22 protein-coding genes are annotated in these 23,627 nt (G+C 72.5%); 3 read left to right on the top strand and 19 right to left on the bottom strand.

The genetic code is table 11. The features are described 5' to 3' along the window. Window positions 1–43: 43 nt before the first annotated feature. Window positions 44–361 carry a hypothetical protein gene (locus VE546_RS12560; RefSeq protein WP_324921659.1) on the bottom strand — a complete coding sequence of 106 codons (318 nt, stop codon included), beginning with the start codon at window positions 359–361 and terminating at the stop codon, window positions 44–46. 110 nt (window positions 362–471) lie between these two features. Between VE546_RS12560 and VE546_RS12555 the strand changes: the two genes are divergently transcribed. Beyond that, window positions 472–1,401: a 5'-3' exonuclease gene (locus VE546_RS12555; protein WP_324921656.1), complete on the top strand. Its 930-nt coding sequence runs from the start codon at window positions 472–474 to the stop codon at window positions 1,399–1,401. A 261-nt stretch (window positions 1,402–1,662) separates the two neighbouring features. Here the strand turns inward: VE546_RS12555 and VE546_RS12550 are convergent, their stop codons facing one another. The 12 genes from VE546_RS12550 to VE546_RS12495 all read right to left on the bottom strand — a co-directional run bounded on the left by VE546_RS12550 (window position 1,663) and on the right by VE546_RS12495 (window position 15,057). Next, window positions 1,663–2,823 carry a phosphatidylinositol-specific phospholipase C1-like protein gene (locus VE546_RS12550; protein WP_324921654.1) on the bottom strand — a complete coding sequence of 387 codons (1,161 nt, stop codon included), beginning with the start codon at window positions 2,821–2,823 and terminating at the stop codon, window positions 1,663–1,665. Between the two features lie 232 nt (window positions 2,824–3,055). Then, window positions 3,056–5,863 (bottom strand): DEAD/DEAH box helicase, encoded by a 2,808-nt coding sequence (locus VE546_RS12545; protein ID WP_324921652.1) that lies wholly within the window; start codon window positions 5,861–5,863, stop codon window positions 3,056–3,058. 45 nt (window positions 5,864–5,908) lie between these two features. Beyond that, window positions 5,909–6,853 (bottom strand): diacylglycerol kinase, encoded by a 945-nt coding sequence (locus VE546_RS12540; protein ID WP_324921650.1) that lies wholly within the window; start codon window positions 6,851–6,853, stop codon window positions 5,909–5,911. A 17-nt stretch (window positions 6,854–6,870) separates the two neighbouring features. Then, entirely contained in the window at window positions 6,871–7,779 is a 909-nt protein-coding gene (gene tatC, locus VE546_RS12535) for a twin-arginine translocase subunit TatC (RefSeq protein ID WP_324921648.1), read from the bottom strand. A 113-nt stretch (window positions 7,780–7,892) separates the two neighbouring features. Next, window positions 7,893–8,177, bottom strand: a complete 285-nt coding sequence (tatA, locus tag VE546_RS12530; RefSeq protein ID WP_324921646.1) for a Sec-independent protein translocase subunit TatA — start codon at window positions 8,175–8,177, stop codon at window positions 7,893–7,895. 240 nt (window positions 8,178–8,417) lie between these two features. Next, a complete protein-coding gene (locus VE546_RS12525; protein ID WP_324921644.1) occupies window positions 8,418–8,615 on the bottom strand; it encodes a hypothetical protein in 198 nt (65 codons plus the stop codon). A gap of 61 nt (window positions 8,616–8,676) precedes the next feature. Next, window positions 8,677–9,639, bottom strand: a complete 963-nt coding sequence (locus VE546_RS12520; protein ID WP_324921643.1) for a WYL domain-containing protein — start codon at window positions 9,637–9,639, stop codon at window positions 8,677–8,679. Window positions 9,640–9,657: 18 nt separating this feature from the next. Further along, a complete protein-coding gene (locus VE546_RS12515; protein ID WP_324921641.1) occupies window positions 9,658–10,644 on the bottom strand; it encodes a helix-turn-helix transcriptional regulator in 987 nt (328 codons plus the stop codon). Between the two features lie 168 nt (window positions 10,645–10,812). Next, complete coding sequence (locus VE546_RS12510; protein ID WP_324921639.1) at window positions 10,813–11,184, bottom strand: FKBP-type peptidyl-prolyl cis-trans isomerase; 372 nt, start codon at window positions 11,182–11,184, stop codon at window positions 10,813–10,815. A 75-nt stretch (window positions 11,185–11,259) separates the two neighbouring features. Further along, on the bottom strand, window positions 11,260–12,276 hold the full coding sequence (locus tag VE546_RS12505; RefSeq protein WP_324921637.1) for an FKBP-type peptidyl-prolyl cis-trans isomerase: 1,017 nt from the start codon (window positions 12,274–12,276) through the stop codon (window positions 11,260–11,262). Between the two features lie 150 nt (window positions 12,277–12,426). Then, the gene (gene pafA / locus VE546_RS12500) at window positions 12,427–13,788 is read right to left on the bottom strand and encodes a Pup--protein ligase (RefSeq protein ID WP_324921635.1); all 1,362 of its coding nucleotides are present in this window, start codon (window positions 13,786–13,788) and stop codon (window positions 12,427–12,429) included. 9 nt (window positions 13,789–13,797) lie between these two features. Beyond that, window positions 13,798–15,057, bottom strand: a complete 1,260-nt coding sequence (locus VE546_RS12495) for an MFS transporter (RefSeq protein WP_324921634.1) — start codon at window positions 15,055–15,057, stop codon at window positions 13,798–13,800. Between the two features lie 166 nt (window positions 15,058–15,223). On the opposite strand from VE546_RS12495, the gene VE546_RS12490 reads away from it, so the two are divergent. Further along, window positions 15,224–16,315 (top strand): LacI family DNA-binding transcriptional regulator, encoded by a 1,092-nt coding sequence (locus VE546_RS12490; RefSeq protein WP_324921632.1) that lies wholly within the window; start codon window positions 15,224–15,226, stop codon window positions 16,313–16,315. Between the two features lie 45 nt (window positions 16,316–16,360). On the opposite strand, the gene prcA is transcribed toward VE546_RS12490, so the two are convergent. From prcA to arc, 5 genes are all read right to left on the bottom strand, one after another. Further along, complete coding sequence (gene prcA, locus VE546_RS12485) at window positions 16,361–17,143, bottom strand: proteasome subunit alpha (protein WP_324921630.1); 783 nt, start codon at window positions 17,141–17,143, stop codon at window positions 16,361–16,363. Between the two features lie 24 nt (window positions 17,144–17,167). Continuing rightward, complete coding sequence (gene prcB, locus VE546_RS12480) at window positions 17,168–18,013, bottom strand: proteasome subunit beta (RefSeq protein ID WP_324921628.1); 846 nt, start codon at window positions 18,011–18,013, stop codon at window positions 17,168–17,170. 124 nt (window positions 18,014–18,137) lie between these two features. Next, window positions 18,138–18,353 carry a ubiquitin-like protein Pup gene (locus tag VE546_RS12475; protein WP_324921626.1) on the bottom strand — a complete coding sequence of 72 codons (216 nt, stop codon included), beginning with the start codon at window positions 18,351–18,353 and terminating at the stop codon, window positions 18,138–18,140. A gap of 183 nt (window positions 18,354–18,536) precedes the next feature. After that, on the bottom strand, window positions 18,537–20,048 hold the full coding sequence (gene dop, locus VE546_RS12470) for a depupylase/deamidase Dop (RefSeq protein ID WP_349256451.1): 1,512 nt from the start codon (window positions 20,046–20,048) through the stop codon (window positions 18,537–18,539). Between the two features lie 250 nt (window positions 20,049–20,298). Beyond that, window positions 20,299–22,065: a proteasome ATPase gene (gene arc, locus VE546_RS12465; protein ID WP_324921624.1), complete on the bottom strand. Its 1,767-nt coding sequence runs from the start codon at window positions 22,063–22,065 to the stop codon at window positions 20,299–20,301. A gap of 278 nt (window positions 22,066–22,343) precedes the next feature. Between arc and VE546_RS12460 the strand changes: the two genes are divergently transcribed. Beyond that, window positions 22,344–22,655, top strand: coding sequence for a ferredoxin (locus tag VE546_RS12460; RefSeq protein WP_324921622.1), 312 nt, complete (start codon window positions 22,344–22,346; stop codon window positions 22,653–22,655). Between the two features lie 4 nt (window positions 22,656–22,659). Here the strand turns inward: VE546_RS12460 and VE546_RS12455 are convergent, their stop codons facing one another. Then, on the bottom strand, window positions 22,660–23,325 hold the full coding sequence (locus tag VE546_RS12455) for a hypothetical protein (protein WP_324921620.1): 666 nt from the start codon (window positions 23,323–23,325) through the stop codon (window positions 22,660–22,662). Between the last annotated feature and the right edge of the window lie 302 nt (window positions 23,326–23,627).

Raw genomic sequence — 23,627 nt, 5'->3', positions numbered from 1 at the left:
CGGTGCGGAAGCGGGGTGCGGGTCGAGCGGGGGCCGGCCGGCGTCACCAGGAGCCGTAGCCGCCGATGCACTCGTAGCGGAGGTAGCCCCAGTCGTTGGGGCCGTAGTCGAAGGAGGCGGCCCAGCCGTTGTAGACGGGGTGGGCGCCGCGGGTGTGGCCGATCTTGTCGCCGTACGTCAGCGTCCGTTTGAAGCCGGTGGGGCCGCTGGCGCTGTCGTAGTTGGCGTAGAAGCTCGCGGTCTGGCAGACCACGATCGCGTGCTCGGGCGGTACGGGATCGGCGTGGGCGGGCGGGGCGGCCGGCAGCGCCGCCGCGAGGACGGCGGCGGCGACGGCGGGGACACGGCGGCGCAGGGCCATCTCTCACCTCACGGGGATCGAAGTGGTGGGACGTGATCAGTTTTAAAGCATGCCCATGTCAAAGGGAAGAGGGCGTCCCGGCCGCGTGCCCGTCGGCCATGATGGACCCCATGACCACGCCGCGAAAGTGCCTCCTGCTCGACACCGCCTCCCTGTACTACCGCGCCTACTTCGGGGTTCCGGAGTCGGTGAGGGCGCCCGACGGCACCCCGGTCAACGCGGTGCGCGGACTCCTGGACTTCGTCGCCCGCCTGGTGCGCGACCACCGCCCGGACGACCTGGTGGCGTGCCTGGACCACGACTGGCGGCCCGCGTGGCGGGTCGAGCTGATCCCCTCGTACAAGGCCCACCGGGTGGCCGAGGAGGCCGCCGGGGCACCGGATCTGGAGGAGACCCCCGACACCCTGGCCCCGCAGATCCCGGTGATCGACGCGGTGCTGGACGCGGTGGGCATCGCCCGGGTGGGTGCGGACGGCTACGAGGCCGACGACGTCATCGGCACCCTCGCCCGCCGGGCCGCCGGACCGGTGGACGTCGTCACCGGCGACCGCGACCTGTTCCAGCTCGTGGACGACGCGCGCGGGGTGCGGGTGCTCTACCCCGTCAAGGGCATGGGCGACCCCATGGTCGTCGACGAGGCCGCCCTGCGCGAGAAGTACGGCGTGGCGAGCGGGGCGGCGTACGCGGACCTGGCGCTGCTGCGCGGCGACCCGAGCGACGGCCTGCCGGGAGTCCCCGGCGTCGGCGAGAAGACCGCCGCCAGGCTGCTGGAGGCGTACGGGGACCTCGACGGCGTCCTGGCCGCGGTCGACGACCCCTCCTCCGGCCTCACCCCCGCGCAGCGCAGGAAGCTGGACGCGGCGCGGGACTACCTGGCCGTGGCCCCGAAGGTGGTGCGGGTCGCGGACGACGTGCCGCTGCCGGACTTCGATCCGGCGCTCCCCACCGAGCCGCTGCACGCACAGGAGCTGGAGGAGCTGGCCGGGCGGTGGGGGCTGGGCGGCTCGCTGCGGCGGCTGCTGGACGCCTTGGCGGGGTGAACCACCGCGCCCGGACCGGGCCCGGGCGGTGCGCAGGCAGCGGCCGGCCCCGCGGACGTCCCGTGCGGTGCCCGGCGCCGAGGGCGTGCGGCGCCCCGAACCGTTCGACCGCGCCGGCATCCGCGCGCCCGCCGCGCGAGCTGCTGCCCGTCCCGGGCCACCGGCGCCCGGGCCACGGCGAGGGCGGCCGGCAGTCGCCGGAGCGGCAGGGGGACGCGCGGGCGGCGGTGGAGCAGGAGGGGCGCGGGCCGCCCCCCGGCGTCAGCGCTCCAGCCGCCCCGACGGACAGCGCGGCGGGGCACTGACCGGGTTGCAGCGCACGGTGAGGCCGCCCGGCAGCGCCGCGGTGTAGTCGGAGCCGTACCGCGCCGCCAGGCCGGGGACGGGGAAGTCGGTGCTCACCATCTGGGCGCCGGAGTCCAGCGCCGCCCGCAACCGGCTCGTGTCCCCCGAGGCCGCCTCGGTCAGCGGGACGTCGGAGCGGGTCCGGACGAAGTAGCCGCGCTCCACCAGGTCCGCGATCACGGCCCGGTTGTCGCCGGTGGGGTCGTTCCACTTCACGAAGGCGGCGTCCGGGCGCCCGGGCCGCGAGTCGGTGAACAGCACCCGCCCCTGGAGGCTCTCGCGGCCCCCGGCCCGGTAGGCGTCCTGGATCGCGGCGTCGTCGTTGTCCATCAGGAACATCACCTTTCCGCGGGAGGCGGCCACCGTGGGCCAGCCGTGGCGGAGGACGGACTGCTCCAGGGTCTCGCCCCGCCGGCGGACGTCGTCGGGCGTGACGGTCCTCCGGTCGCCGAAGACGGTGCGGATCTCCGCGTCCAGCGCGTCGAGCATCGCGGTGTCCCAGGGCGGGCTCTTGACGCCGCCCATCTCCTCCAGGCGCGGATCGGTGCGCTTGAGCTCCAGCAGGATCGGCACGGTGACGTGGCCGGGGTTCCGCCGGGACCAGTCCCTGACCTGGGTGAGGCACCCGCGCAGGGTGACGCAGTTGGTGCGGTGGTCGAAGTCGGCCCAGTGCAGCACCTTGAATCCGGGCCTGCGCCAGTCCGGGTCGGCGGGCGCGGGCAGGCCCGCGGCCCTGCGGATCAGGGGATCGGCGTAGAGGCCGCCGTCGGGGTCGGGGAAGACGTCCAGTTCGATGCCGCGGACGCGCTGGTCGGCGAACTGCACGGGCAGGGAGGCGTGGCTGTAGAGCAGGTTGGCGAAGTTCGGGTCATGCCGCTCCATCACCTTCTGTTCGGCGAAGGAGACTTCCCGGTGGTAGCTGTTGTGCGTGGCCATCACCTGGATCTGGTTGAGCCTCAGCCCCCGGGCCGGATCGCCGGGCCGGGCCTGGGCCGCCGACGACAGCGTCGCGACGGCCGCGACCGCGGTCGCGGCGGCGGCCCAGCGGCGGATCCGGAGTCTGCTCTCGGTGCGCACATCGACCTCCCGGTGCGGCGGGCACGGGCCCGCGGGGAACGTGGCGGAACACGGTGGGGCGCGGCGGAACACGGTGGGGCGCGGCGGACCGCGGGACCCGCGGGGAACCCTGCCGGGGGCCGACGACCCGCGCGTGCCCGGCAGGTGACGCACGCTTGAACATGCCCGCGGCCCGGCACGCGGTCAACACCGCGTGCCGGGCCGGAGACGGAAGACGCCCGGGGAGGGCCGGTCAGCCGACGGAGCTGTACGCCACCACGCCGCGCAGCAGCTTGTCGACCGCCCTGCGCGCGTTGCGCGCGACCGTGCCGCCCTCCGGTGCCGCCGCGGCGATCTGGCCCAGGACGTCGACGAGCTGCTTGCACCAGCGCACGAAGTCACCGGCGGGCATGTCGGTGTCCCGCAGCACCGCGTCCAGGCCGTCGCCCTCGGCCCAGCGGTAGGCGGCCCAGGCGAAGCCGAGGTCGGGCTCGCGCTGGCCGACGCCCTCGGTCTGGTTGATCCGGTGCTCCTCCTCCAGGGCGTCCAGCCTGCCCCAGATGCGGACCATCTCGCCGAGGGCGTGCTTGGCCCGGCCGCCGGGCAGCGTGGGCGGCAGCGCGTCGTCGGCGGTGCGGGACTCGTAGACCAGGGCCGAGGCGCAGGCGGCCAGCTCGGTCGGGGACAGGCCCTCCCAGACCCCCTCCCGCAGGCACTCGCTCGCCAGCAGGTCCAGCTCGCCGTAGAGCCGCGCCAGCCGCCGGCCGTCCTCGGTCACCTCGTCGCCGCGCAGGTAGCCCAGGTCGGACAGCAGCGCGTACACCCGGTCGAAGGTGCGGGCGATGGTGTTCGTCCGGCCCTCGATGCGGCGCTCGAGCTGACGGGTGTCCCGCTTGAGGCGGTGGTAGCGCTCGGCCCAGCGGGCGTGGTCCTCGCGCTGGTCGCACCCGTGGCAGGGGTGGGCGCGGATGGCCTTGCGCAGCCGGGCGATCTCGGCGTCGTCGGCCGCCGCCGCGCGCTGCCTGCGGCGGTTGCGCACCGGCTCGTGGTGGCCGGCCTTGGTCCGCAGCGCGGAGGCCAGGTCGCGGCGGGACTGCGGGCTGCGCGGGTTGAAGGACTTGGGGATCCGCATCCGGTCCAGCGGCTCCACCGGTACGGGGAAGTCGACGGACGCCAGCCGCTTCACCTGCCGTTCGGCGGTCAGCACCAGCGGGCGCGGTCCGTCGTGGTGCTCCCAGCCGCGGTGGCCCGGGCTGCGCCCCGCCGGAACCCCCGGGTCCAGCACCAGCGCCAGCCCGGCGAACTTGCCGCTGGGCACGTGGATCACATCGCCCGGACGGAGCTTCTCCAGCGAGTCGGCCGCCGCCGCGCGCCGCTGGAGCACGCCCTGCCGGGCCAGTTCGGTCTCCCGGTCCTTCAGCTCGCGCCGCAGCCGCGCGTACTCCTCGAAGTCGCCGAGGTGGCAGGTCATGGCCTTGCGGTAGCCCTCCAGGCCCTCCTCGTTGCGCTGCACCCGGCGGGAGATCCCGACGACCGCGCGGTCGGCCTGGAACTGGGCGAAGGACGTCTCCAGCAACTCGCGCGAGCGGTGCCGGCCGAACTGCGAGACCAGGTTGACCGCCATGTTGTACGACGGGCGGAAGGAGGACCGCAGCGGGTAGGTGCGGGTGCCGGCCAGCCCGGCCAGGGCGCCCGGGTCCATGCCGCGCTGCCACAGCACCACCGCGTGCCCCTCGACGTCGATGCCGCGCCGCCCGGCGCGCCCGGTGAGCTGGGTGTACTCGCCGGGGGTGATGTCGGCGTGCTGCTCGCCGTTCCACTTGACCAGCTTCTCCAGCACCACCGACCGGGCGGGCATGTTGATGCCCAGCGCCAGGGTCTCGGTGGCGAAGACGGCCTTGACCAGGCCGCGGACGAACAGCTCCTCGACGACCTCCTTGAAGGTGGGCAGCATGCCCGCGTGGTGCGCGGCGATGCCCCGCTCCAGGCCCTCCAGCCACTCGAAGTAGCCCAGGACGTGCAGGTCCTCGTCGGGGATGGAGGCGGTGCGCTCCTCCACGATCTCGCGCACCCGCGCCCGCTGCGCCGCGTCGTTCAGCCGCAGCCCGGCGTACAGGCACTGCTGTACGGCCGCCTCGCAGCCGGCGCGGCTGAAGATGAAGGTGATCGCGGGCAGCAGCCCCTCGGCGTCCAGCCGCTCGATCACCTCGGGGCGGCTGGGCGTCCAGATCCGGCTGCGCTGACGCCGCTCCCGCTCCCGGTCGGCCTCGCGCACCAGCTTGCCCCGGCGGCGGTCGCGGAAGGCCGGCAGGCGGCTGTTCTCCAACTGGGCCATGCGCACCAGGTCCGGGTTGACCTCGCGCCGGCCGTCCTTCTCCTCGAACAGGTCGTACATCCGCCGCCCGGCCAGCACGTGCTGCCACAGCGGCACGGGCCGGTGCTCGGAGACGATCACCTCGGTGTCGCCGCGGACGGTGTCCAGCCAGTCGCCGAACTCCTCGGCGTTGGAGACGGTCGCGGAGAGCGACACCAGGGTCACCGAGTCGGGGAGGTGGATGATGACCTCCTCCCAGACGGCGCCGCGGAAGCGGTCGGAGAGGTAGTGCACCTCGTCCATCACCACGTATCCCAGCCCGGCCAGCGCCTGCGACCCGGCGTAGAGCATGTTCCGCAGCACCTCGGTGGTCATCACGACCACCGGTGCCTCGGCGTTGATGCTGTTGTCGCCCGTCAGCAGGCCGACCCTGTCCGCGCCGTAGCGTTTGACCAGGTCGTTGTACTTCTGGTTGGACAGCGCCTTGATGGGGGTGGTGTAGAAGCACTTGCGGCCCCGGCTGAGGGCCAGGTGGACGGCGAACTCGCCCACGATCGTCTTGCCGGAGCCGGTGGGCGCCGCCACCAGCACGCCCTTCCCCGCCTCCAGGGCCTGGCACGCCTCGATCTGGAACGGGTCCAGCTCGAAGTCGTACATCTCACGGAAGGGAGCCAGAGCGGTGGCCTGCTCGGCGGCGCGTCGCCGGGCGGCGGCGTAACGCTCTGCGGGGGACATGTCCTCGGTCATCGTACGTACGAGCCTACCGGCCGCCACCGACGGAACACCTGATCTTTACGGGGTGGTGGACGGGGTGGTGGGCGAGGTGGTGGGCGGGGTGGCGGGCGCCGGGGCGGTGAGCACCCGCACCGCCCGGGGGACCGCCTCGGCCGTCAGCGGCAGGGAGCCCAGCGGCTCGCCGTCGGCGTAGCCGGTCACCCCGCGCGCCTCCAGGGTGACCCTCGCCGCCCGGTGCACGGTCACCGCGGGGTGGCCGAGGTGGGTGCCCCGGTAGACGCGCGGGAAGACCCGCAGCAGGGTGGTGCGGCTGCACTCCCCCACCACGGTGACGTCCAGCAGGCCGTCGTCCAGCCGGGCGCCGGAGCAGATCCGCATCCCACCGCCGTAGGAGGGGCCGTTGCCGACCGCGACCAGCGTCGCCTCGGTCTCCAGCGCCGGGCCGTCGTCGAGCGTGATGCGGTACGGGACGGTGCGCAGCCCGGCCAGTTCGGCGAGCATCGCGATGTCGTAGCGCAGCCGTCCGGCGGGCCACCGCATGCGGTTGCCGCGGTCGTTCACGCGGGAGTCGAAGCCCGAGGCCAGCACGCTGCCGAACCAGCGCCCGCCGACCCGGCCGAGGTCGACGGTCCGGCCGTGCCCCGCCTTGAGGGCCTCGGCGATCACCCGTCCGGCCCCGGCCGGGTCGCGGACGGGCAGTTCCAGGGCGCGGGCGATGTCGTTGCCGGTGCCGACGGCGACGACGCCCAGCGGGGTGCCGGTCCCCGCCACCGCCTGGAGGGCGAGGGAGGCCATGCCGTCCCCGCCGACGGCGACCAGGGCGCCGGTGCCGCCGGCGACGGCCTCGCGCGCCCGCGCGAGCGCGTCACCGGCGTCGGTGCCGACGACCGTGCGCACGGCGAAGCCCGCCTCCCGCAGGACGCGGGCGGCGGGCTGGGCGGCGTGCGCACCGCGGCCACGGCCGGCGGTGGGGTTGACGAAGAGGGTGATCTCGCTGGTCACGCGCGGACGATACCGGCTCAGGTGGCGTCGTCGTACCCGTTCCGCCTGGTGGAGCCGTCATCGGCGGCGCCCTCGGGCAGCGCGGCGGGGGCCTCGACGGGCTCGACGGCGCCGACCGCCTCCGGCGTGTGGTCGAGCGGGGACGCCTCGTCGTCGCTCAGCCCGGCGTAGGGGTCCTTGCGCCGGCGGCGGCGGTCGTTGAGGAGGCAGACCCCGACGGCGGCGAAGTACAGCAGCACGATCGGCAGGGCCAGCGCCCCCATGGTCAGCGGGTCGCCGGTCGGGGTGGCGACGGCGGCGAAGAGCGTGATGGAGACCACCATGATCCGCCACCAGCCCAGCAGCTTGCGACCGGTGACGATGCCGCCGAAGTTCAGCATCACCAGCAGCAGGGGCAGCTCGAAGGCGAGCCCGAAGACGATCACCAGCCGGGTGACGATGTCGAGGAAGTCGTCCAGCGGGATGAAGTTGCCCGTCTCGTCGGGGGTGAACTCGATCAGGGTCCTGGCGGCGGCGGGCAGCGTGACGTATGCCAGGTAGGCGCCGCCGAGGAAGAGCGGCACGCCGGCCCCGACGAAGGCGCGCGCGTACTTCTTCTCGTGGTTGTGCAGCCCCGGGGCCAGGAAGGCCCACAGTTGGTAGAGCCAGACCGGGCAGGCGAGCACCACGCCGGCGGTGAGCGCCACCTTGAGCATGATCGTGAGGGGGGCGACCAGACCGTTGACGGTGATCTCGGCACAGGCCTCGCCGTCCTCGGCCGCCTCGCCGAAGCCCTTGGTGCAGCCGATGGAGTCGCGGACGGGCTCGGTGATGAAGTCGGCGATCTGCTTGTAGTAGAACATCGCCACGACGGTGACGGCCAGGATGGCCAGCACCGACTTCATCAGGCGGTTGCGCAGTTCCCGCAGGTGCTCCGCGAGCGGCATGCGCCCTTCCGGATCCCTCTGCGGCTTCCCCTGTTTACGGGCGGACTTGAGCAACCCACGTCCTCGGTGTCAGTGGTCTTGGGGGGTGTGAGCGGTGCCGGTACCGGGCCGGGTCAGTTCTTGGTGGTCTGCTGGCCCGGCTCGGTCACCGGCCGGGAGCTGGTCACGTCGCCGGGAGCGGCCTGGATGGTCTTGGGGGCGGACTGCTGGGCCGAGGTGTCCTGCCGGGCGGCCGCCTCGTCCTCGCTCTCCTTCTTCATCGCCTTGGCCTCGCTCTTGAGGATGCGGGCCGACTTGCCGAGCGAACGGGCCATGTCGGGGAGCTTCTTGGCGCCGAACAGCAGCAGGATGACAAGGAGAATCAGAACGATCTCCATGGGCCTCAGGTTGCCGATCATGTGCCACTACCTTCTCGCCGGGGCGGCGGTGTCTGTGCCTGCCTACTGGTGGGGACGGGCTTCCTCGTGCTGGTGCGCTGGCAGCGATCGTAACCCTGGGGGGTGAACAGGGGGCAATGCCTCTGCGTCATCCCGGTACGGCGACCGCAGGTCGCCGCCCGCGCACTCTACGAAGAGTACCGTTCCCGCGTCCGGGCTTGGAGAGCGCACGGCGCGGTGCCGCCGGGAGGCCGCCGGCGCTCAGCGTTCGGACCGGGCCCGGGCCGCCAGGGGGGTCGCGGCCCGCTCCAGGTCCTCGGCGGCGCGGGCGAGGCGCTCGCAGCCGTCGCCGACCGCACGGGCCAGGCGCCGCACCTCCAGTCCGACCCGTACGGCGAGCACGCCGAGCACGGCGATCCCGCAGAAGGCGAGGGCGAGGAAGAACATCGGCCAGACCATGGGGGCGAGCGTAGTGGACGGCCCGGCTCCGCCGCCTTCCGGGCGGTCCCGGCCGCCCCGCTCAGTCCCCGTACGCCGCCAGCGCCGCCCGCGCCGCGTCCCGGGCGCTGTCGGCCAGTTCCTTGGGGGAGACGATCCGGCCGTCGCGGCCCAGCCGCAGGGCGAGGCGGCGCAGGGAGGCCGGGTCGGGGGTGCGCAGGGTGATGCGCAGCCCGCCCTCGGGCAGCTCCTCGGCGCTGTCGTGCGGGTAGTACTCGGCGACCCAGCGGCCGCCCGGCCCCACCTCGACGACCACCTCGGGGTCCTCGGCGGAGGGCTGCACCAGCCCCTCGGACAGGTCGCGCAGCTCGATGGGCGGCGGGTCGGACGGCTCGTCGAGCAGTTTGATCTCGGCCACCCGGTCCAGCCGGAAGGTGCGGCGCGCCTCGGACAGGCGGCACCAGGCCTCGACGTAGGTGTGGCCGACGGCGAACAGCCGGATCGGGTCGATCTCGCGCTCGGTGAGCTCGTCGCGCGCCGGCGAGTAGTAGCGGATCCACAGCCGCCGCCGCTCGGCGATGGCCCGGTCCACGTCCGCGAAGACCCCGCCCTCGGACTCGAAGGTGACCGACAGCCGGGAGCTGGCCCCGGCGCTCTCCCCCGCCGCCGCCTCGATCTTGGCGGTGGCGCGCTGGAGGGCGTCGCGGTCGCTCTCGCGCAGTCCCGGCAGGGTGGCGACGGCCCGCGCGGCGACCAGCAGGGCGGTGGCCTCGTCCGCGGCGAGCCGCAGCGGCTCGCCGGTGCCGGAGCCGACCGCGTCGGCGTTGTGCCACCAGATGCGCTCGCCGTCGGTGTCGATGTCGAGCAGGTCGCCGCCGCGGAAGCTGGTGCCGCACATCGGCAGGACGTGGAGGTCGGAGATCAGCTCGTCGGTGGTGATGCCGAAGGCGCGGGCGACGTCCTCCACACGGGCGCCGGGGCGCTCGCGCAGGTAGGTCACCAGGGACAGCATCCGGCGGGTCTGGTCGATGGCGTTGGTTGCCATGTCGGCGGCGTCCCTTCCTCAGCCCTTGGCGACGGCGCGCAGCCGGTCGATCACATCGGCCCGCAGCTCGGCCGGTTCCAGCACGACCACGTCCGGCCCGAACTCCACCAGCCAGGCGTCCAGCCCGTGGCCGTAGGGGATCTCCAGCTCGTCCCAGCCGTCCCCGGCGTCCCGTACCTCGACGGCCCTGGCCCGCAGCGGGTAGCCCGCGCCCTGCCGCAGCCTGATGCGGGCGGTGGCGGTGGCGATCTCCCCGGCCCAGCGCTCGACGGTCTCGCGCACGGTGACGTGGTCGGGGACCTCGGCGGTGTAGGCCCCGGCGCGGGAGCGGACCGGCCCGGTGATGCGGGACAGGCGGAAGACCCGCTCGGCCCCCCGGTCGCGGTCGAAGCCCGCCAGGTACCAGTGGCCGCGCCAGCACTCCAGGGTCCACGGCTCGACGTGCCGGGTCTCGGAGCGGGCGGCGTTGGACTTGCGGTACGCGAAGGTGACCGGCCGCCGGTCGCGGCAGGCGAGCATCAGGGGTTCGAAGGCGGCCTCGTGGACGGGGATGCGCGGCTCCAGGGCGCTGTGGCCGCCGTACGGGTCCCCCTCGTCGGCGTCGGCCAGCGGCATCCCGGCGGCGCGCAGCTTCTGCAGGGCGCCGCTGGCGGCCCCGGCGAGACGGGCCTGCTGCCAGACCTTGGCGGCCAGGGTGAGGGCGGCGGCCTCCTCGGCGTCCAGGGTGATGGGCGGCAGGCGGTTGCTGTCGCGGCGGGCCTGGTAGGCGATCTCGCCGTCCAGGTTCTCCACGGTCTCGATGACCATGCCCAGCTCGCGCAGGTCGTCCTTGTCCCGCTCGAACATCCGGTTGAAGGCGTCCTCGCTCCCGGCCCGGCCCGGTCCTCCGCCGACCTCCAGGTACGCCTCGATCGACGCCCGCAGCTCGCGCTTGGTCAGCGGACGCCGGGCCCCCAGCAGGCACAGCGCCAGATTCATCAGCCGCTCGGCCTTGGCAATGGCCATCGACGCCCTCTCTCGTGCTTCTCCCGATCGTCGACCGTACCGCTCCGGGGACGCCCGGTACAAAGCCGGGGCCCGTGCCGTACGGCACGGGCCCCGGCGTCGTCCGCCCTGCCCCGGGTCCGGGGTGTTCCCGCCCCCTTCTCCCGGGCCGGGACCTCACCGGTGGTCTCAGACGGAGACCAGGTCGCAGACGAAGATGAGCGTCTCGCCCGGCTTGATCCGGCCGCCGGCGCCCCGGTCGCCGTACGCCAGGTGCGGCGGGATGATCAGCTGGCGGCGGCCGCCGACCTTCATCCCCTGGACGCCCTGGTCCCAGCCGGGGATGACCTGGCCGACCCCGAGCTGGAACTGCAGCGGGGTGCCGCGGTTCCAGCTCGCGTCGAACTCCTCGCCGGTGGAGAAGGCGACGCCCACGTAGTGCACGGAGACGTGGTCCCCCGCCTTGGCGACCGGTCCGTCGCCCTCCCAGATGTCCTTGATCTCCAGGTCCGCCGGGGGCTCGCCGCCCGGGAAGTCGATCTCGGGCTTGTCGATGCTCACGAAATTGCTCCTACGAACGTTTTTTCACAACAACCGTGCCAGTCTCGCAGACCCGGCTCCGGCCGCCGGAAGGCGTCAGACCTTACCGACGATGTCCACGACGAACACCAGGGTGTTCTTGGCCAGCTCCGACTGCGGGTTGCTGCCGTAGGCCAGCTCCGGCGGGATGACGAGGAGCACGCGGTCGCCGACCCGCTTGCCGACCAGGCCCTGGTCCCAGCCCTTGACGACCGACCCCGTGCCGATCTGGAAGGCGGTGGCGCCCCCGTGGTCCCAGGAGGAGTCGAACTTCTTGCCGTCCTCCCACTTGACCCCGGTGTACTGCGCGATCAGGCCGTCACCGGCCTTGACCTCGGGTCCGTCGCCCTTGACCAGCACCTGCTGCCTGAGCTCCTTGGGGGCCTTCCCGCCCTTGGGGACGGTGATGGTGGCGGCCTTCTGCTTGTTGACCCTCACCTCGGGCATGCCCTCCTCGGCGGGGGCCTGCTCGCCGCTGACCTCGGCCTTGGCGTCGGTCTTGGCGGTGGCGACGGGGTCGACCACCCAGACCATGCCGTCGGTCTCGTTGATCCCGGCCTGCGGGTTGAGCCGGTCGCCGATGATCGCCTTGGCGGTGCCCTCGACGAGCACGCGGCCGCCGGTCCGCTCGCCCACCAGGGCGTCCATGACCGACGTGGGCAGCATCTGCTGCTCCTCGCCGAGCCGGACGACCATCTGGGTGTGGGCGCCGCCCTTGGCACCGCTCGACTGCTGTTTCCAGGTGTTGATCAGTTCCTGGTCGTTGCCGGTCATCCGGGCGAAGACGTCCATGCGGACGAAGTCGCCCTTGGCCATCTTGTCGCCCTTGCCCTCGGCGATGGTCCGCACGGCGGCCTTGTCGGGGGCCTCCGCGTCCTCGGGCACGGTGACCTTCGGCTTCTCGCCGACCCGGCCGGAGACCTTCGTGGCGGACTCGGAGGAGCCGTCGGAGCCGTCGGAGCCGCACGCCGCGGTGAACAGCAGGGCGGGAACGACCAGGACCGCGGCCACGCGGCGGCCGGCCGCCGCGAGGGGACGGGGGTGTGGGGGGCGTACCCCGGGAGTTTGCAGCATCAGTCCAACTCGTGGTGTAGGAGGTGTCCGGGCGTTCCGGCCACTCTACGGGCCACCCGGTCCACCTCCCACAACTGGCGGAAGAACCGATTTCGTTCCCGGCTCCGGAGGACGTGTCCCTGCGCTGCGGACACGCCCCTCCGGGGCCGGTCACATCCCCGCGATGAGCTTCTCCACCCTCTCGTCCACCGAGCGGAACGGGTCCTTGCACAGCACCGTGCGCTGGGCCTGGTCGTTCAGCTTCAGGTGCACCCAGTCCACGGTGAAGTCGCGGCGCTGCTCCTGCGCCCGGCGGATGAAGTCGCCGCGCAGCCGGGCGCGGGTGGTCTGCGGCGGCACGGACTTGCCCTCGAAGATCTTGACGTCGTTGCAGATCCGGGCCGCCTGCCCCTTGCGCTCCAGCAGGTAGTACAGGCCGCGGCGGCGGTGGATGTCGTGGTACGCGAGGTCTATCTGGGCGACCCTCGGGTGCGACATGGTGATGTTGTTCTTGGCCCGGTACCGCTCGATGAGCTGGTACTTCATCACCCAGTCGATCTCGGTGTTGACCTTGTCGAGCTCCTGGGTGCGGATCGCCTCCAGGGTGCGGCCCCACAGCTCCAGGACCCGGTCCACCACGCCCGTGCGGATGCCGCGGCGCTCGCAGAAGTCGGCCGCCTTCTCGTAGTACTCCTGCTGCACCTCCAGCGCCGACGCCTCGCGCCCGTTGGCTAGGCGGACCTTGCGCTGGCCGGTGGTGTCGTGGCTGACCTCGCGGATCGCCCGGATCGGGTTCTCCAGGGTGAGGTCGCGCATCACCGTGCCCGCCTCGATCATGCGCAGCACGAGGTCGGTGGCGCCGACCTTGAGCAGGTTGGTGGTCTCGGACATGTTGGAGTCGCCCACGATGACGTGCAGGCGCCGGTAGCGCTCGGCGTCGGCGTGCGGTTCGTCGCGGGTGTTGATGATCGGCCGGGAGCGGGTGGTCGCGGAGCTGACACCCTCCCAGATGTGCTCGGCGCGCTGGCTGACGCAGAAGACCGCGCCGCGCGGGGTCTGGAGCACCTTGCCGGCTCCGCAGATGAGCTGCCGGGTGACGAGGAACGGGATGAGGACGTCCGCCAGGCGTGAGAACTCCCCGTGCCGGGCCACCAGGTAGTTCTCGTGGCAGCCGTAGGAGTTGCCCGCCGAGTCGGTGTTGTTCTTGAACAGGTAGACGTCGCCCGCGATGCCCTCCTCGTGCAGGCGGCGCTCGGCGTCGACGAGGAGCCCTTCCAGGATGCGCTCGCCCGCCTTGTCGTGGGTGACCAGTTCGATCACGTTGTCACATTCCGGAGTGGCGTACTCCGGATGGGAGCCCACATCGAGGTAGAGGCGGGCGCCGTTGCGGAGGAATACGTTGCTGCTGCGGCCCCATGACACGACACGGCGGAAGAGGTACCGCGCCACCTCGTCAGGAGACAGGCGTCGCTGTCCCCGGAACGTACATGTGACGCCGTACTCGTTCTCCAGCCCGAAGATTCGGCGGTCCATGAGTGAACATTACGCCCGATGCCCGGTTTTGAAACCGGCTTCGGTGGACCCGTTCCGATCACTTTCCCCCCGGGTGGCGGACCCCGGCGCGGTGTCGGGAACCGCCAGGACACGGCGGGTGGCGAGGAGGACGAGCAGCGCGGCGAGGCCGCCCGCGCCCGCGACGGAGAAGCCCGCCGCCGGGCCGCCCCGCTCGATGACCGGCCCCACCGCGGCCGTGCCCGCCGCGGCGCCGACACCGAAGGAGGTCACCAGCCAGGAGAACGCCTCGGTGACCGTGCCCGTCGGCGCGTGCCGGTCCACCACGACGAAGGCGCAGGCGAGGGAGGGGGCCAGGAAGACGCCGGAGACCCCGGCCAGGAGGGTCATCGCCACGGGGGCGGGGGTCAGCGCCAGCGGCAGGTAGCCGGCCGCCAGGGCCGCCACCAGGGCGCGCAGCCGCGGCTCGGGCTCCCCGGCCCACGTCCGGCCCCCGTAGACCACGCCGCCGACGAGGGCGCCCGCCCCGAGCGCCGAGAGCAGGTAGGTGGAGATCAGGCTGTCGCCGTGGGTGTCGGCGTAGGCGACCGCGGCGACCGCGATCGAGCCGAGGGCGAGGCCGACGAAGAAGAAGGCGCCGAGCAGGGCCAGCAGCCCGCCGGAGCGCAGGGCGCCCAGCCAGTGCGCCTCGCGCGGGGCGGAGCGCCACCGGCGGGAGGGCGGCGAGAGCACCACGGACAGGGCGCCGAGGACGCCCAGCGCGTTGACGACCAGCAGGGCGGCGGCCTCGTTCCAGAAGGCCACCAGCACGGTGACGGCCAGCGGGCCGAGGGTGAACATCACCTCCTGGGCGACCGCGTCGAGGGCGTAGGCGGCGTGCACCCGGTCGGGCCGCCCCAGGACGCTGGGCCACAGGGCGCGCAGGGCGCCTTCCAGGGGCGGGGTGAACAGCCCGGCGGCGGCCGCCGCGGCGTAGGCGAGCGGCAGCGGGGCGATCCCGGCGAGGGCGAGGACGGCCATGCCGAGCCCGGAGAGCAGCGCGGCGGGCAGCATCACCCGCGGCTGGCCCCACAGGTCCACCGCGCGGCCCAGCAGCGGCTGGCCGACGGCGTTGGACAGGCCGTAGACGGCGGACAGCGCGCCCGCCAGCGCGTAGCTGCCGCCCTCGGCCCGGGTGAACAGCACGATGGCCAGGGGGGCGGTGGCGTTCGGCAGCCGGCCGACCAGGGTGCCGGCGAGCAGCCGCATCGCGTGTCTGGCGCGCAGCAGGTCGGCGTAGCCCGTCGCCATGCGTCGGCTCCTCTCCTCCGGGTCCTCCCGGCGGCTTGGGACGTGATGGTGGAGTGTTACGTATAACGTGCTCCGTCATACGTACCATGAGGCAGCCTCCCGGGTCCATGCCGGATACCGGGACGGCACCCTCCGTCCACCGTCCGTCCGCCCCGGGAGCCAGCCAGTGACCACCGACCGTCCCCGGCCGACGAGCCGGGACGTGGCACGCGCCGCCGGGGTCTCGCAGGCGGCCGTCTCCCTGGTGCTGCGCGGCAAGTGGCGCGGCCGGGTCTCGCCGGGGAAGGCCGAGGCGGTGCGCGCGGCCGCGCGGGAGCTGGGCTACCGGCCGAACCTGGCCGCCCGCAACCTGCGCCTGGGGCGGACCCGGACGGCCCTGCTGGTCGTCCCGGCGCTCACCAACGAGTTCTTCGCCCGGCTGCACGCGGGGGCCGCCCGGGTGGCCGCCGAGCACGACTTCGGGGTGGTGCTCTACCCCTCGCCGGAGGGGGTCGGCCCCGCCCGGGACCCCTTCGACTCCGCCGGCGCCGCACTGGACGGGGTGATCGCCTCCTCGATGGCCTCCGAGGCGCTGGCCGCCCTGCGGGCCGACGGCGGGCTGCCGCTGGTCATGCTCGACAGCGAGCCGGAGCGGACCCAGGCCGCGGCGACCGTCAACCTCGACATCGCCGACGGCATGCGGCAGGTGGTGGCGCACCTGCTGGGGCTCGGCCACCGCCGGCTGGCCCACATCGCCGCCGCGGTGGACTCCTGGACCTTCCGGGTGCGGGCGGAGACCCTGGCCGAGGCGGTGCGCGCGGCCGGGTGCCGGCCGCCGCTCGTCCGGCCGGCCGCGCTGAGCGTGACGGACGGGACGCGCGCCGCCCTGGACGCGCTGACGGCCGACCCGCGCCCGACCGCGCTGATCTGCGACGACGACGTGCTGGCGGCGGGCGCCTGCAAGGCGGTGCGGCGTCTGGGGCTGCGGGTGCCGGAGGACGTCTCGGTCACCGGCTTCGACGACCTGGCGCTCGCCCGCGCGGTCGAGCCGGAGCTGACGACCGTGCGGCTGCCCGCCGAGGAGGCGGGGGCGGCCGGGATGCGGGCCCTGCTGGCCGTCCTGGACCGTGCGGAGGACGCGGACCGCGCGGAGGGCGCCGCGGACGCGGGGGACGGCCCGGCCGCCCCGGCGCGGGTCACCACCCTGCCGGTGGCGCTGGTCGTGCGGGGCTCGACCGCTCCGCCGCCGGATGTGCCCGCGCGCCCCGGCGGGCGCTGAGCGCCGGCCGGCGCACGCGGGCACGGAACCGCGGGATCCGCGGCATCACTTCCCGGAGGTGTCCGCCGGGCCGGAGGACTCCTCCTCGCCCTCCCCGGCGCCCTCCCCGGCGCCGGTGGCGGACGCTCCGCCCTCCTCCAGCAGCCGGGAGAGCCGGCGGCCCAGGATGCGCTTGAACTTGCGCTGCTGGGGCCGGGTGCGGTCCAGGACGGCGACCTCGAGCTGGTCGGCGGTGAGGGTGCGCTCAGTGCCGTTGTTGTCCCTGCTCAGGGACTCCACCGCGAGCTTCAGCGCCTCGCCGAGGGTCATCCCGTCCCGGTGGCGCTGGTCGAGGTAGCTGCTGATCTGGTCGGAGTTGCCGCCGACCGCCACCGAGCCGTGCTCGTCGACGATCGAGCCGTCGTGCGGCAGCCGGTAGATCTGGTCGTCCTCGGGGCCCTCCCCGACCTCGGCGACGATCAGCTCCACCTCGTACGGCTTCTCCGCCGCGCTGGAGAAGATGGTGCCCAGCGTCTGGGCGTACACGTTGGCCAGGCCCCGGGCGGTGACATCGGTCCGGGCGTAGGTGTAGCCCCGCAGATCGGCGTAGCGGACCCCGCCGATGCGCAGGTTCTCGAACTCGTTGTACTTGCCCACCGCCGCGAAGGCGATCCGGTCGTAGATCTCGCTGACCTTGTGCAGTGCGCGAGAGGGGTTCTCGGCGACGAACACGATGCCGTCGGCGTACTGCAACACGACCACGCTGCGGCCGCGCGCGATGCCCTTGCGGGCGTACTCGGCGCGGTCCGCCATGGCCTGCTGGGGTGAGACATAGAACGGCGTCGACACCGGCTATCCGTCCCTTCCTGATTCCTAGAGCACGGGGGCCTGCGGCCCGTTGGGCGACTGGAGCCGGCCGTCGTGCACCGAGCGGGCGACCTCGGCGACCTCGTCCTCGGTGAGCTTCCTGAAACCATCCTCCGTGATCACCGCGACGACGGGGTAGATGCGGCGGACGAGGTCGGGCCCGCCGGTCGCGGAGTCGTCCTCCGCGGCGTCGTAGAGGGCCTGGACGACCACCGTGGTCGCCTCCTGCTCGGTGAGGTCGTCGCGGTGCAGCTTCTTGAGCGAACCGCGCGCGAAGACCGAGCCGGAGCCCACGGCCGCGAAGCCCAGTTCCTCGGAGCGTCCGCCGGTGACGTCGTAGGAGAAGATGCGGCCCTTCTCACGGTCGATGTCGTACCCCGCGAACAGCGGGATCACCGCCAGACCCTGGAGGGCCATGCCCAGGTTGCTGCGGATCATCGTGGACAGGCGGTTGGCCTTGCCCTCCAGCGAGAGGGTGGTGCCCTCGACCTTCTCGAAGTGCTCCAGTTCGAGCTGGAAGAGCCTGACCATCTCCACGGCGAGCCCGGCCGTCCCGGCGATGCCGACCGCGCTGTACTCGTCGGCCGGGAAGACCTTCTCGATGGCGCGCTGCGCGATCATGCTGCCCATCGTCGCGCGCCGGTCACCCGCCAGCACCACGCCGCCGGGAAAGGTGACCGCGACGATCGTCGTGCCGTGCGGCGCCTCGACGGCGCCCTTCACGGGCGGCAGCGGACGGTTGCCGGGGAGCTGTTCGGGCGCGTACTCGGACAGGAAGTCCATGAACGAGGACGAGCCCGGCGTCAGGAAGGCAGCCGGCAGACGCCCTGAGCTACGAGTGTTGGCTTCCACACGTTTCCTTCCACCAGATCATGAGAACAGATCATCGATCACTGCACGGACCTTACCCCCGGCGACTGATGTCATCCGTCCCGCACCCCCGCCTGTGCGGGGGTGCGGGACGGGGGGACACGCCTTACTCTCCGCCCTTCTGCACGAAGGACCGCACGAAGTCCTCGGCGTTCTCCTCCAGCACGTCGTCGATCTCGTCCAGCACGGAGTCCACCTCGTCCGACAGCGCCTCGTGGCGCTCCTTGAGGTCCTCCGAGACCTGGGCGTCCTGCGCCTGCTCGTCGACCTCCTCGGTGGAGCGTGTCGCCCTCTGCTGGCCGCCGGTGTCCTTGGTCGCCATATACCTCACCCCGCTCGGTTGGACGGTACAAGATCGGACCCTACAAGCCGGGTCCGACATCGACCCTCTCCTGTCACTGACGAGTCACTGCCTACAACGTCCGGAAGCCACCTCCATGATTCCCCCATCCGGAGATGTTCAGCCGTCCGCCGCCCGCCGACTGCCCCGGTCCCCGCCCCGGCCTCAGCCTCCCGAGAGCGTCCGGACCAGCTCCTCCGCCGTGCGGCAGCGGTCCAGCAGGTCCTTGACGTGGGCGCGCGTGCCGCGCAGCGGCTCCAGGGTGGGTACCCGCTGGAGCGAGTCCCGACCGGGCAGATCGAAGATCACCGAGTCCCAGGACGCGGCGGCCACGGCGTCGGCGTACTGCTCCAGGCAGCGGCCGCGGAAGTAGGCCCTGGTGTCCTCCGGAGGCTTGCTGCGGGCCCGCTCCACCTCGGCCTCGTCCAGCAGCCGCTTCATCCGGCCGCGGGCCACCAGACGGTTGTACAGGCCCTTGTCGGGGCGTACGTCGGCGTACTGCAGGTCCACCAGGTGCAGCCGGGCGGCGTCCCAGTCCAGGCCGTCGCGGCGGCGGTAGCCCTCCATCAGCTCCTTCTTGGCCACCCAGTCCAGCTCGCCCGCCAGGCTCATCGGGTCCGTCTCCAGGCGTCCCAGGACGTCCTCCCAGCGGGCCAGCACGTCCCTGGTCTGCTCGTCGGCGTCCGCGCCCCAGCGCTCCTCCACGTACTTGCGGGCCAGCTCGTAGTACTCCATCTGGAGCTGGACCGCGGTCAGCTTCCGCCCGCTGCGCAGCGTGACCAGCCGGCGCAGCGACGGGTCGTGGCTGACCTGGTGCAGGGTGCGCACGGGCTGGTCCACGGCGAGGTCGACGGCGATGAAGCCGTCCTCGATCATGGACAGCACCAGGGAGGTGGTGCCGAGCTTGAGGTAGGTGGAGATCTCCGACAGGTTGGCGTCGCCGACGATCACGTGCAGCCGGCGGTACTTCTCCGCGTCGGCGTGCGGCTCGTCGCGGGTGTTGATGATGGGCCGCTTGAGCGTGGTCTCCAGACCGACCTCGACCTCGAAGTAGTCGGCGCGCTGACTGATCTGGAAGCCGTGCTCGGAGCCGTCCTGGCCGATCCCGACCCGTCCGGCGCCGGTGACGACCTGGCGGGAGACGAAGAAGGGCGTCAGGTGGCGCACGATGTCCGAGAAGGGGGTCTCCCGCTTCATCAGGTAGTTCTCGTGCGTCCCGTAGGAGGCGCCCTTGTTGTCGGTGTTGTTCTTGTAGAGGTGGATCGGCTGGGCGCCGGGCACCTCGGCGGCACGGCGGGCGGCCTCGGCCATGATCCGCTCGCCCGCCTTGTCCCACAGCACGGCGTCGCGCGGGTTGGTGACCTCGGGCGCGCTGTACTCGGGGTGCGCGTGGTCCACGTACAGTCGCGCACCGTTGGTGAGGATCACGTTCGCCAGGCCGATGTCCTCGTCCGTGAGCTGGCTGGCATCGGCGGCCTCGCGCGCGAGATCGAATCCCCGGGCGTCCCGCAGCGGGTTCTCCTCCTCGAAGTCCCAGCGGGCGCGGCGCGCCCGGTGCATCGCCGCCGCGTAGGCGTTGACGACCTGGGATGAGGTGAGCATGGCATTGGCGTTCGGGTGGCCGGGGACGGAGATCCCGTACTCCGTCTCGATGCCCATTACTCGCCGTACGGTCATGCGGCCCTCCTTGCCCGGCGGCGGCCCGCCGTTGGGCCGCCGCTCAAGTCCCGCTGCGCATCCGGCCCGTATGCGGTCCCCGGTCCCGCACTGCGCGAGGCGTCAGTACGGACGAGCCTAGGACGGACGGGCCGCGGTTGGGAGATCACTGCGGACTTCACCGCTTTTCCTTGGAAAAGATCCGGCTGCGGATGCCTTTCCCCTCCCGGCGGGAGGGGAATCCAGGCATCCGCAGCCGGACGGTGTCTTGTTACAGGTACTGGCCGGTGTTGGCCACCGTGTCGATGGAGCGTCCGGTGTCCGCGCCCTGCTTCCCGGTGACGAGGGTGCGGATGAAGACGATCCGCTCGCCCTTCTTGCCGGAGATGCGGGCCCAGTCGTCGGGGTTGGTGGTGTTGGGCAGGTCCTCGTTCTCCTTGAACTCGTCCACGCAGGCGGCGAGCAGGTGGGAGACCCTGAGGCCCTTCTGGTTGTGGTCGAGGTAGGCCTTGATCGCCATCTTCTTGGCCCGGTCGACGATGTTCTGGATCATCGCGCCGGAGTTGAAGTCCTTGAAGTACAGGACCTCCTTGTCACCGTTGGCGTAGGTGACCTCCAGGAAGCGGTTCTCCTCCGACTCCGCGTACATGTGCTCGACGACCGTCTGGATCATCGCGGCGACGGTGGCCTCGGGGTCGTTGTTGTGCTCCGCGAGGTCCTCCGGGTGCAGCGGGAGGTTCGGCGTCAGGTACTTCGAGAAGATGTCCTTGGCGGCCTCGGCGTCCGGACGCTCGATCTTGATCTTCACATCGAGGCGGCCGGGACGCAGGATCGCCGGGTCGATCATGTCCTCGCGGTTGGAGGCGCCGATGACGATGACGTTCTCCAGGCCCTCCACACCGTCGATCTCCGACAGCAGCTGCGGGACGATGGTGTTCTCCACGTCCGAGCTGACCCCGGAGCCGCGGGTGCGGAAGAGGGAGTCCATCTCGTCGAAGAAGACGATGACGGGCGTGCCCTCGCTCGCCTTCTCCCGGGCCCGCTGGAAGACCAGCCGGATGTGCCGCTCGGTCTCGCCGACGTACTTGTTGAGCAGCTCGGGGCCCTTGATGTTGAGGAAGTAGCTCTTCCCCTGGGGCCGCCCGGTCACCTCGGCGACCTTCTTGGCAAGGGAGTTGGCGACGGCCTTGGCGATCAGTGTCTTGCCGCAGCCGGGCGGGCCGTACAGCAGCACGCCCTTGGGGGGACGGAGTTCGTGCTCCTTGAACAGGTCCGGGTAGAGGTAGGGCAGCTCCACCGCGTCGCGGATCAGCTCGATCTGCCCGCCCAGGCCACCGATCTTGGTGTAGTCGATGTCCGGGACCTCTTCGAGGACGAGCTCCTCGACCTCGCTCTTGGGGACGACCTCGTAGACGTACCCCGAGCGCGGTTCCAGCAGCAGGGCGTCACCGGCACGCAGCGTGACGTCCATCAGCGGCTCGGCGAGCCGCACCACACGCTCCTCGTCGGTGTGCCCTATGACCAGGGCGCGCTCGCCGTCCTCCAGGACCTCCTTGAGGGTGACGATGTCCCCGGCGCGTTCGAAGTCCATGGCCTCGACCACGTTGAGCGCCTCGTTGAGCATGACCTCCTGGCCACGCTTGAGCTCATCGAGGTCGATGCTGGGGCTGACGTTCACCCGGAGCTTGCGCCCGCCGGTGAAGATGTCGGCCGTACCGTCCTCGTTCGCCTGCAGAAAGACCCCGAAGCCGGCCGGTGGCTGAGCCAGCCGGTCGACCTCCTCCTTGAGGGCCACGATCTGGTCGCGGGCCTCACGGAGGGTGTTGGCGAGCCGCTCGTTCTGTGCGGACACGCCGGCCAGGTTCGTCTGCAGCTCGACGATCCGCTCCTCGAGAATCCGAGTGTGGCGCGGAGAGTCGGCGAGCTTGCGGCGCAGGACGGCGATCTCCTGCTCGAGATGGGCAACCTGGCCGGCCGGGTCGTCGGACCCCCGTTCGGGCCGGATGCCGCGGTTGATGTCGTCGTCGTGGGCTGCCACGGTCCTCACCTCCTCCAAGGGGAGCTGGACGCTTCCTGACCCTACCTGGACCGGTGGGGGTTGAAACCCCTAGATCACAAAGACGGTCGGGGTGTGTCCGATCTTCACCCTTGCGCACTCCCTTACCCCGGGTGAATACCCACCCAACACCGCCGGAAAGCGGCCGGTTGTATCGTCAAGACCGTCAACCCCCGCCATGGGTGGCTCTATTCCGCCGAAGTCATATCAACATTCCGTCACACGGTCCGGTCACGAGCGCAGGAACGGCAGGCAACAGCATGGGCGCGCGAAACGAGCAGCTCACCGACATGGAAGTCTGGATCGACCAGGATCTCTGCACCGGGGACGGCATCTGCGCGCAGTACGCGCCGGACGTCTTCGAGCTGGACGTCGACGGGCTCGCCTACGTCAAGGCGCCCGCTCCCGAGGGCGGGGAGGCGGAGTTGCTGACGGAGCCGGGGGCGACCGCCCCCGTACCGCTGCCGCTGCTGAACGACGTGGTGGATTCGGCCAGGGAGTGCCCGGGCGAGTGCATCCACGTGCGGCGGGTCTCGGACAAGGTCGAGGTGTACGGCCCCGACGCACCGTGACGGATCACACACCGCGCGCCGTCGGCGCGGCCCTGAGCACGAACTTCCCGCCCCGCCAGTTCCATTCGACGTCCCGCGCCATGTCGGGGCAGCAGCGGGGCACCTCGTCCGAGGAGTAGCCGAGCAGCCGGGCGAAGACCGTGCCGCCGCGGACGGTGAGGTCCTGGACGGCCATCCCCTCCTCGGGGTCCACCAGGGTCTCGGCGACCCGCGGCCGGCCGCCCTCGCGCTCCGGGTGCGCCAGGACGTACATCCCGCTGGGCGGGGTGCCGATGCCCGCGGCGCAGCGGACCACCGCGACGGTCTCGGCCCGCCCGTCGCCGTCGAAGTCCACCGCGGCCCTGTCGGTCACCTCGGGCTCCGACGGGCCGCAGTCCAGCGGGTAACGGGCCGTGTCCGCGTCCGGGCCGGGGGTCACCGCGGCGGTGTCCGGCGCCGGGGTGGCAGTGGCGCCGGCGGGCCTCAGGAGCGCGGAGCCGCCCAGCACGGCGCCCAGCGCCGCGGCCGTGACGATCCAGTGCACCGCACGCGTGCGGGTGTGGGGCGGCGCGGGCCGGGAAGGCGGCGGGGTGGACGGGCGGGAGGGCTGGGGAGGGACGACCGGGGAGGTGGTGGAGTGGACGGTCTGGGAGGAGACCTGGGAGGAGACAGAGCCTGCCGGAAGCTGCACGCGGGACGACTCCTGTGAATGCGAGGCGGCCGGGGGTGCCCAGCATCGTGCCACACGTCACACCGCGGCGGAACGGCCGGGTTCCCCTTCGCGCGTACGGACCGCCGACGGGGTGCCGGACGCGCCACCGCCGCCGGGTTCCGTGCGGAACCCGGCGGCGGTGGCGTGCCGTTGTGCGGGGGTCTCCGGGGGCGGCCCGGACCGGTCAGCCCCGGCCCGAGCCGCCGTCCGCGGCCGGAGCGCCGCCGCTCCCGCCGCCCGGCCCGGTGTAGTCCTCCCCGTAGGCGCCCTTCGCCGGACGG

Source organism: Streptomyces sp., assembly GCF_035644915.1.
Classification (GTDB): Bacteria; Actinomycetota; Actinomycetes; order Streptomycetales; family Streptomycetaceae; genus Streptomyces.
The sequence above is the reverse complement of the archived record's forward strand: the minus strand, read 5'-3'. Positions and strand labels throughout refer to the sequence as shown.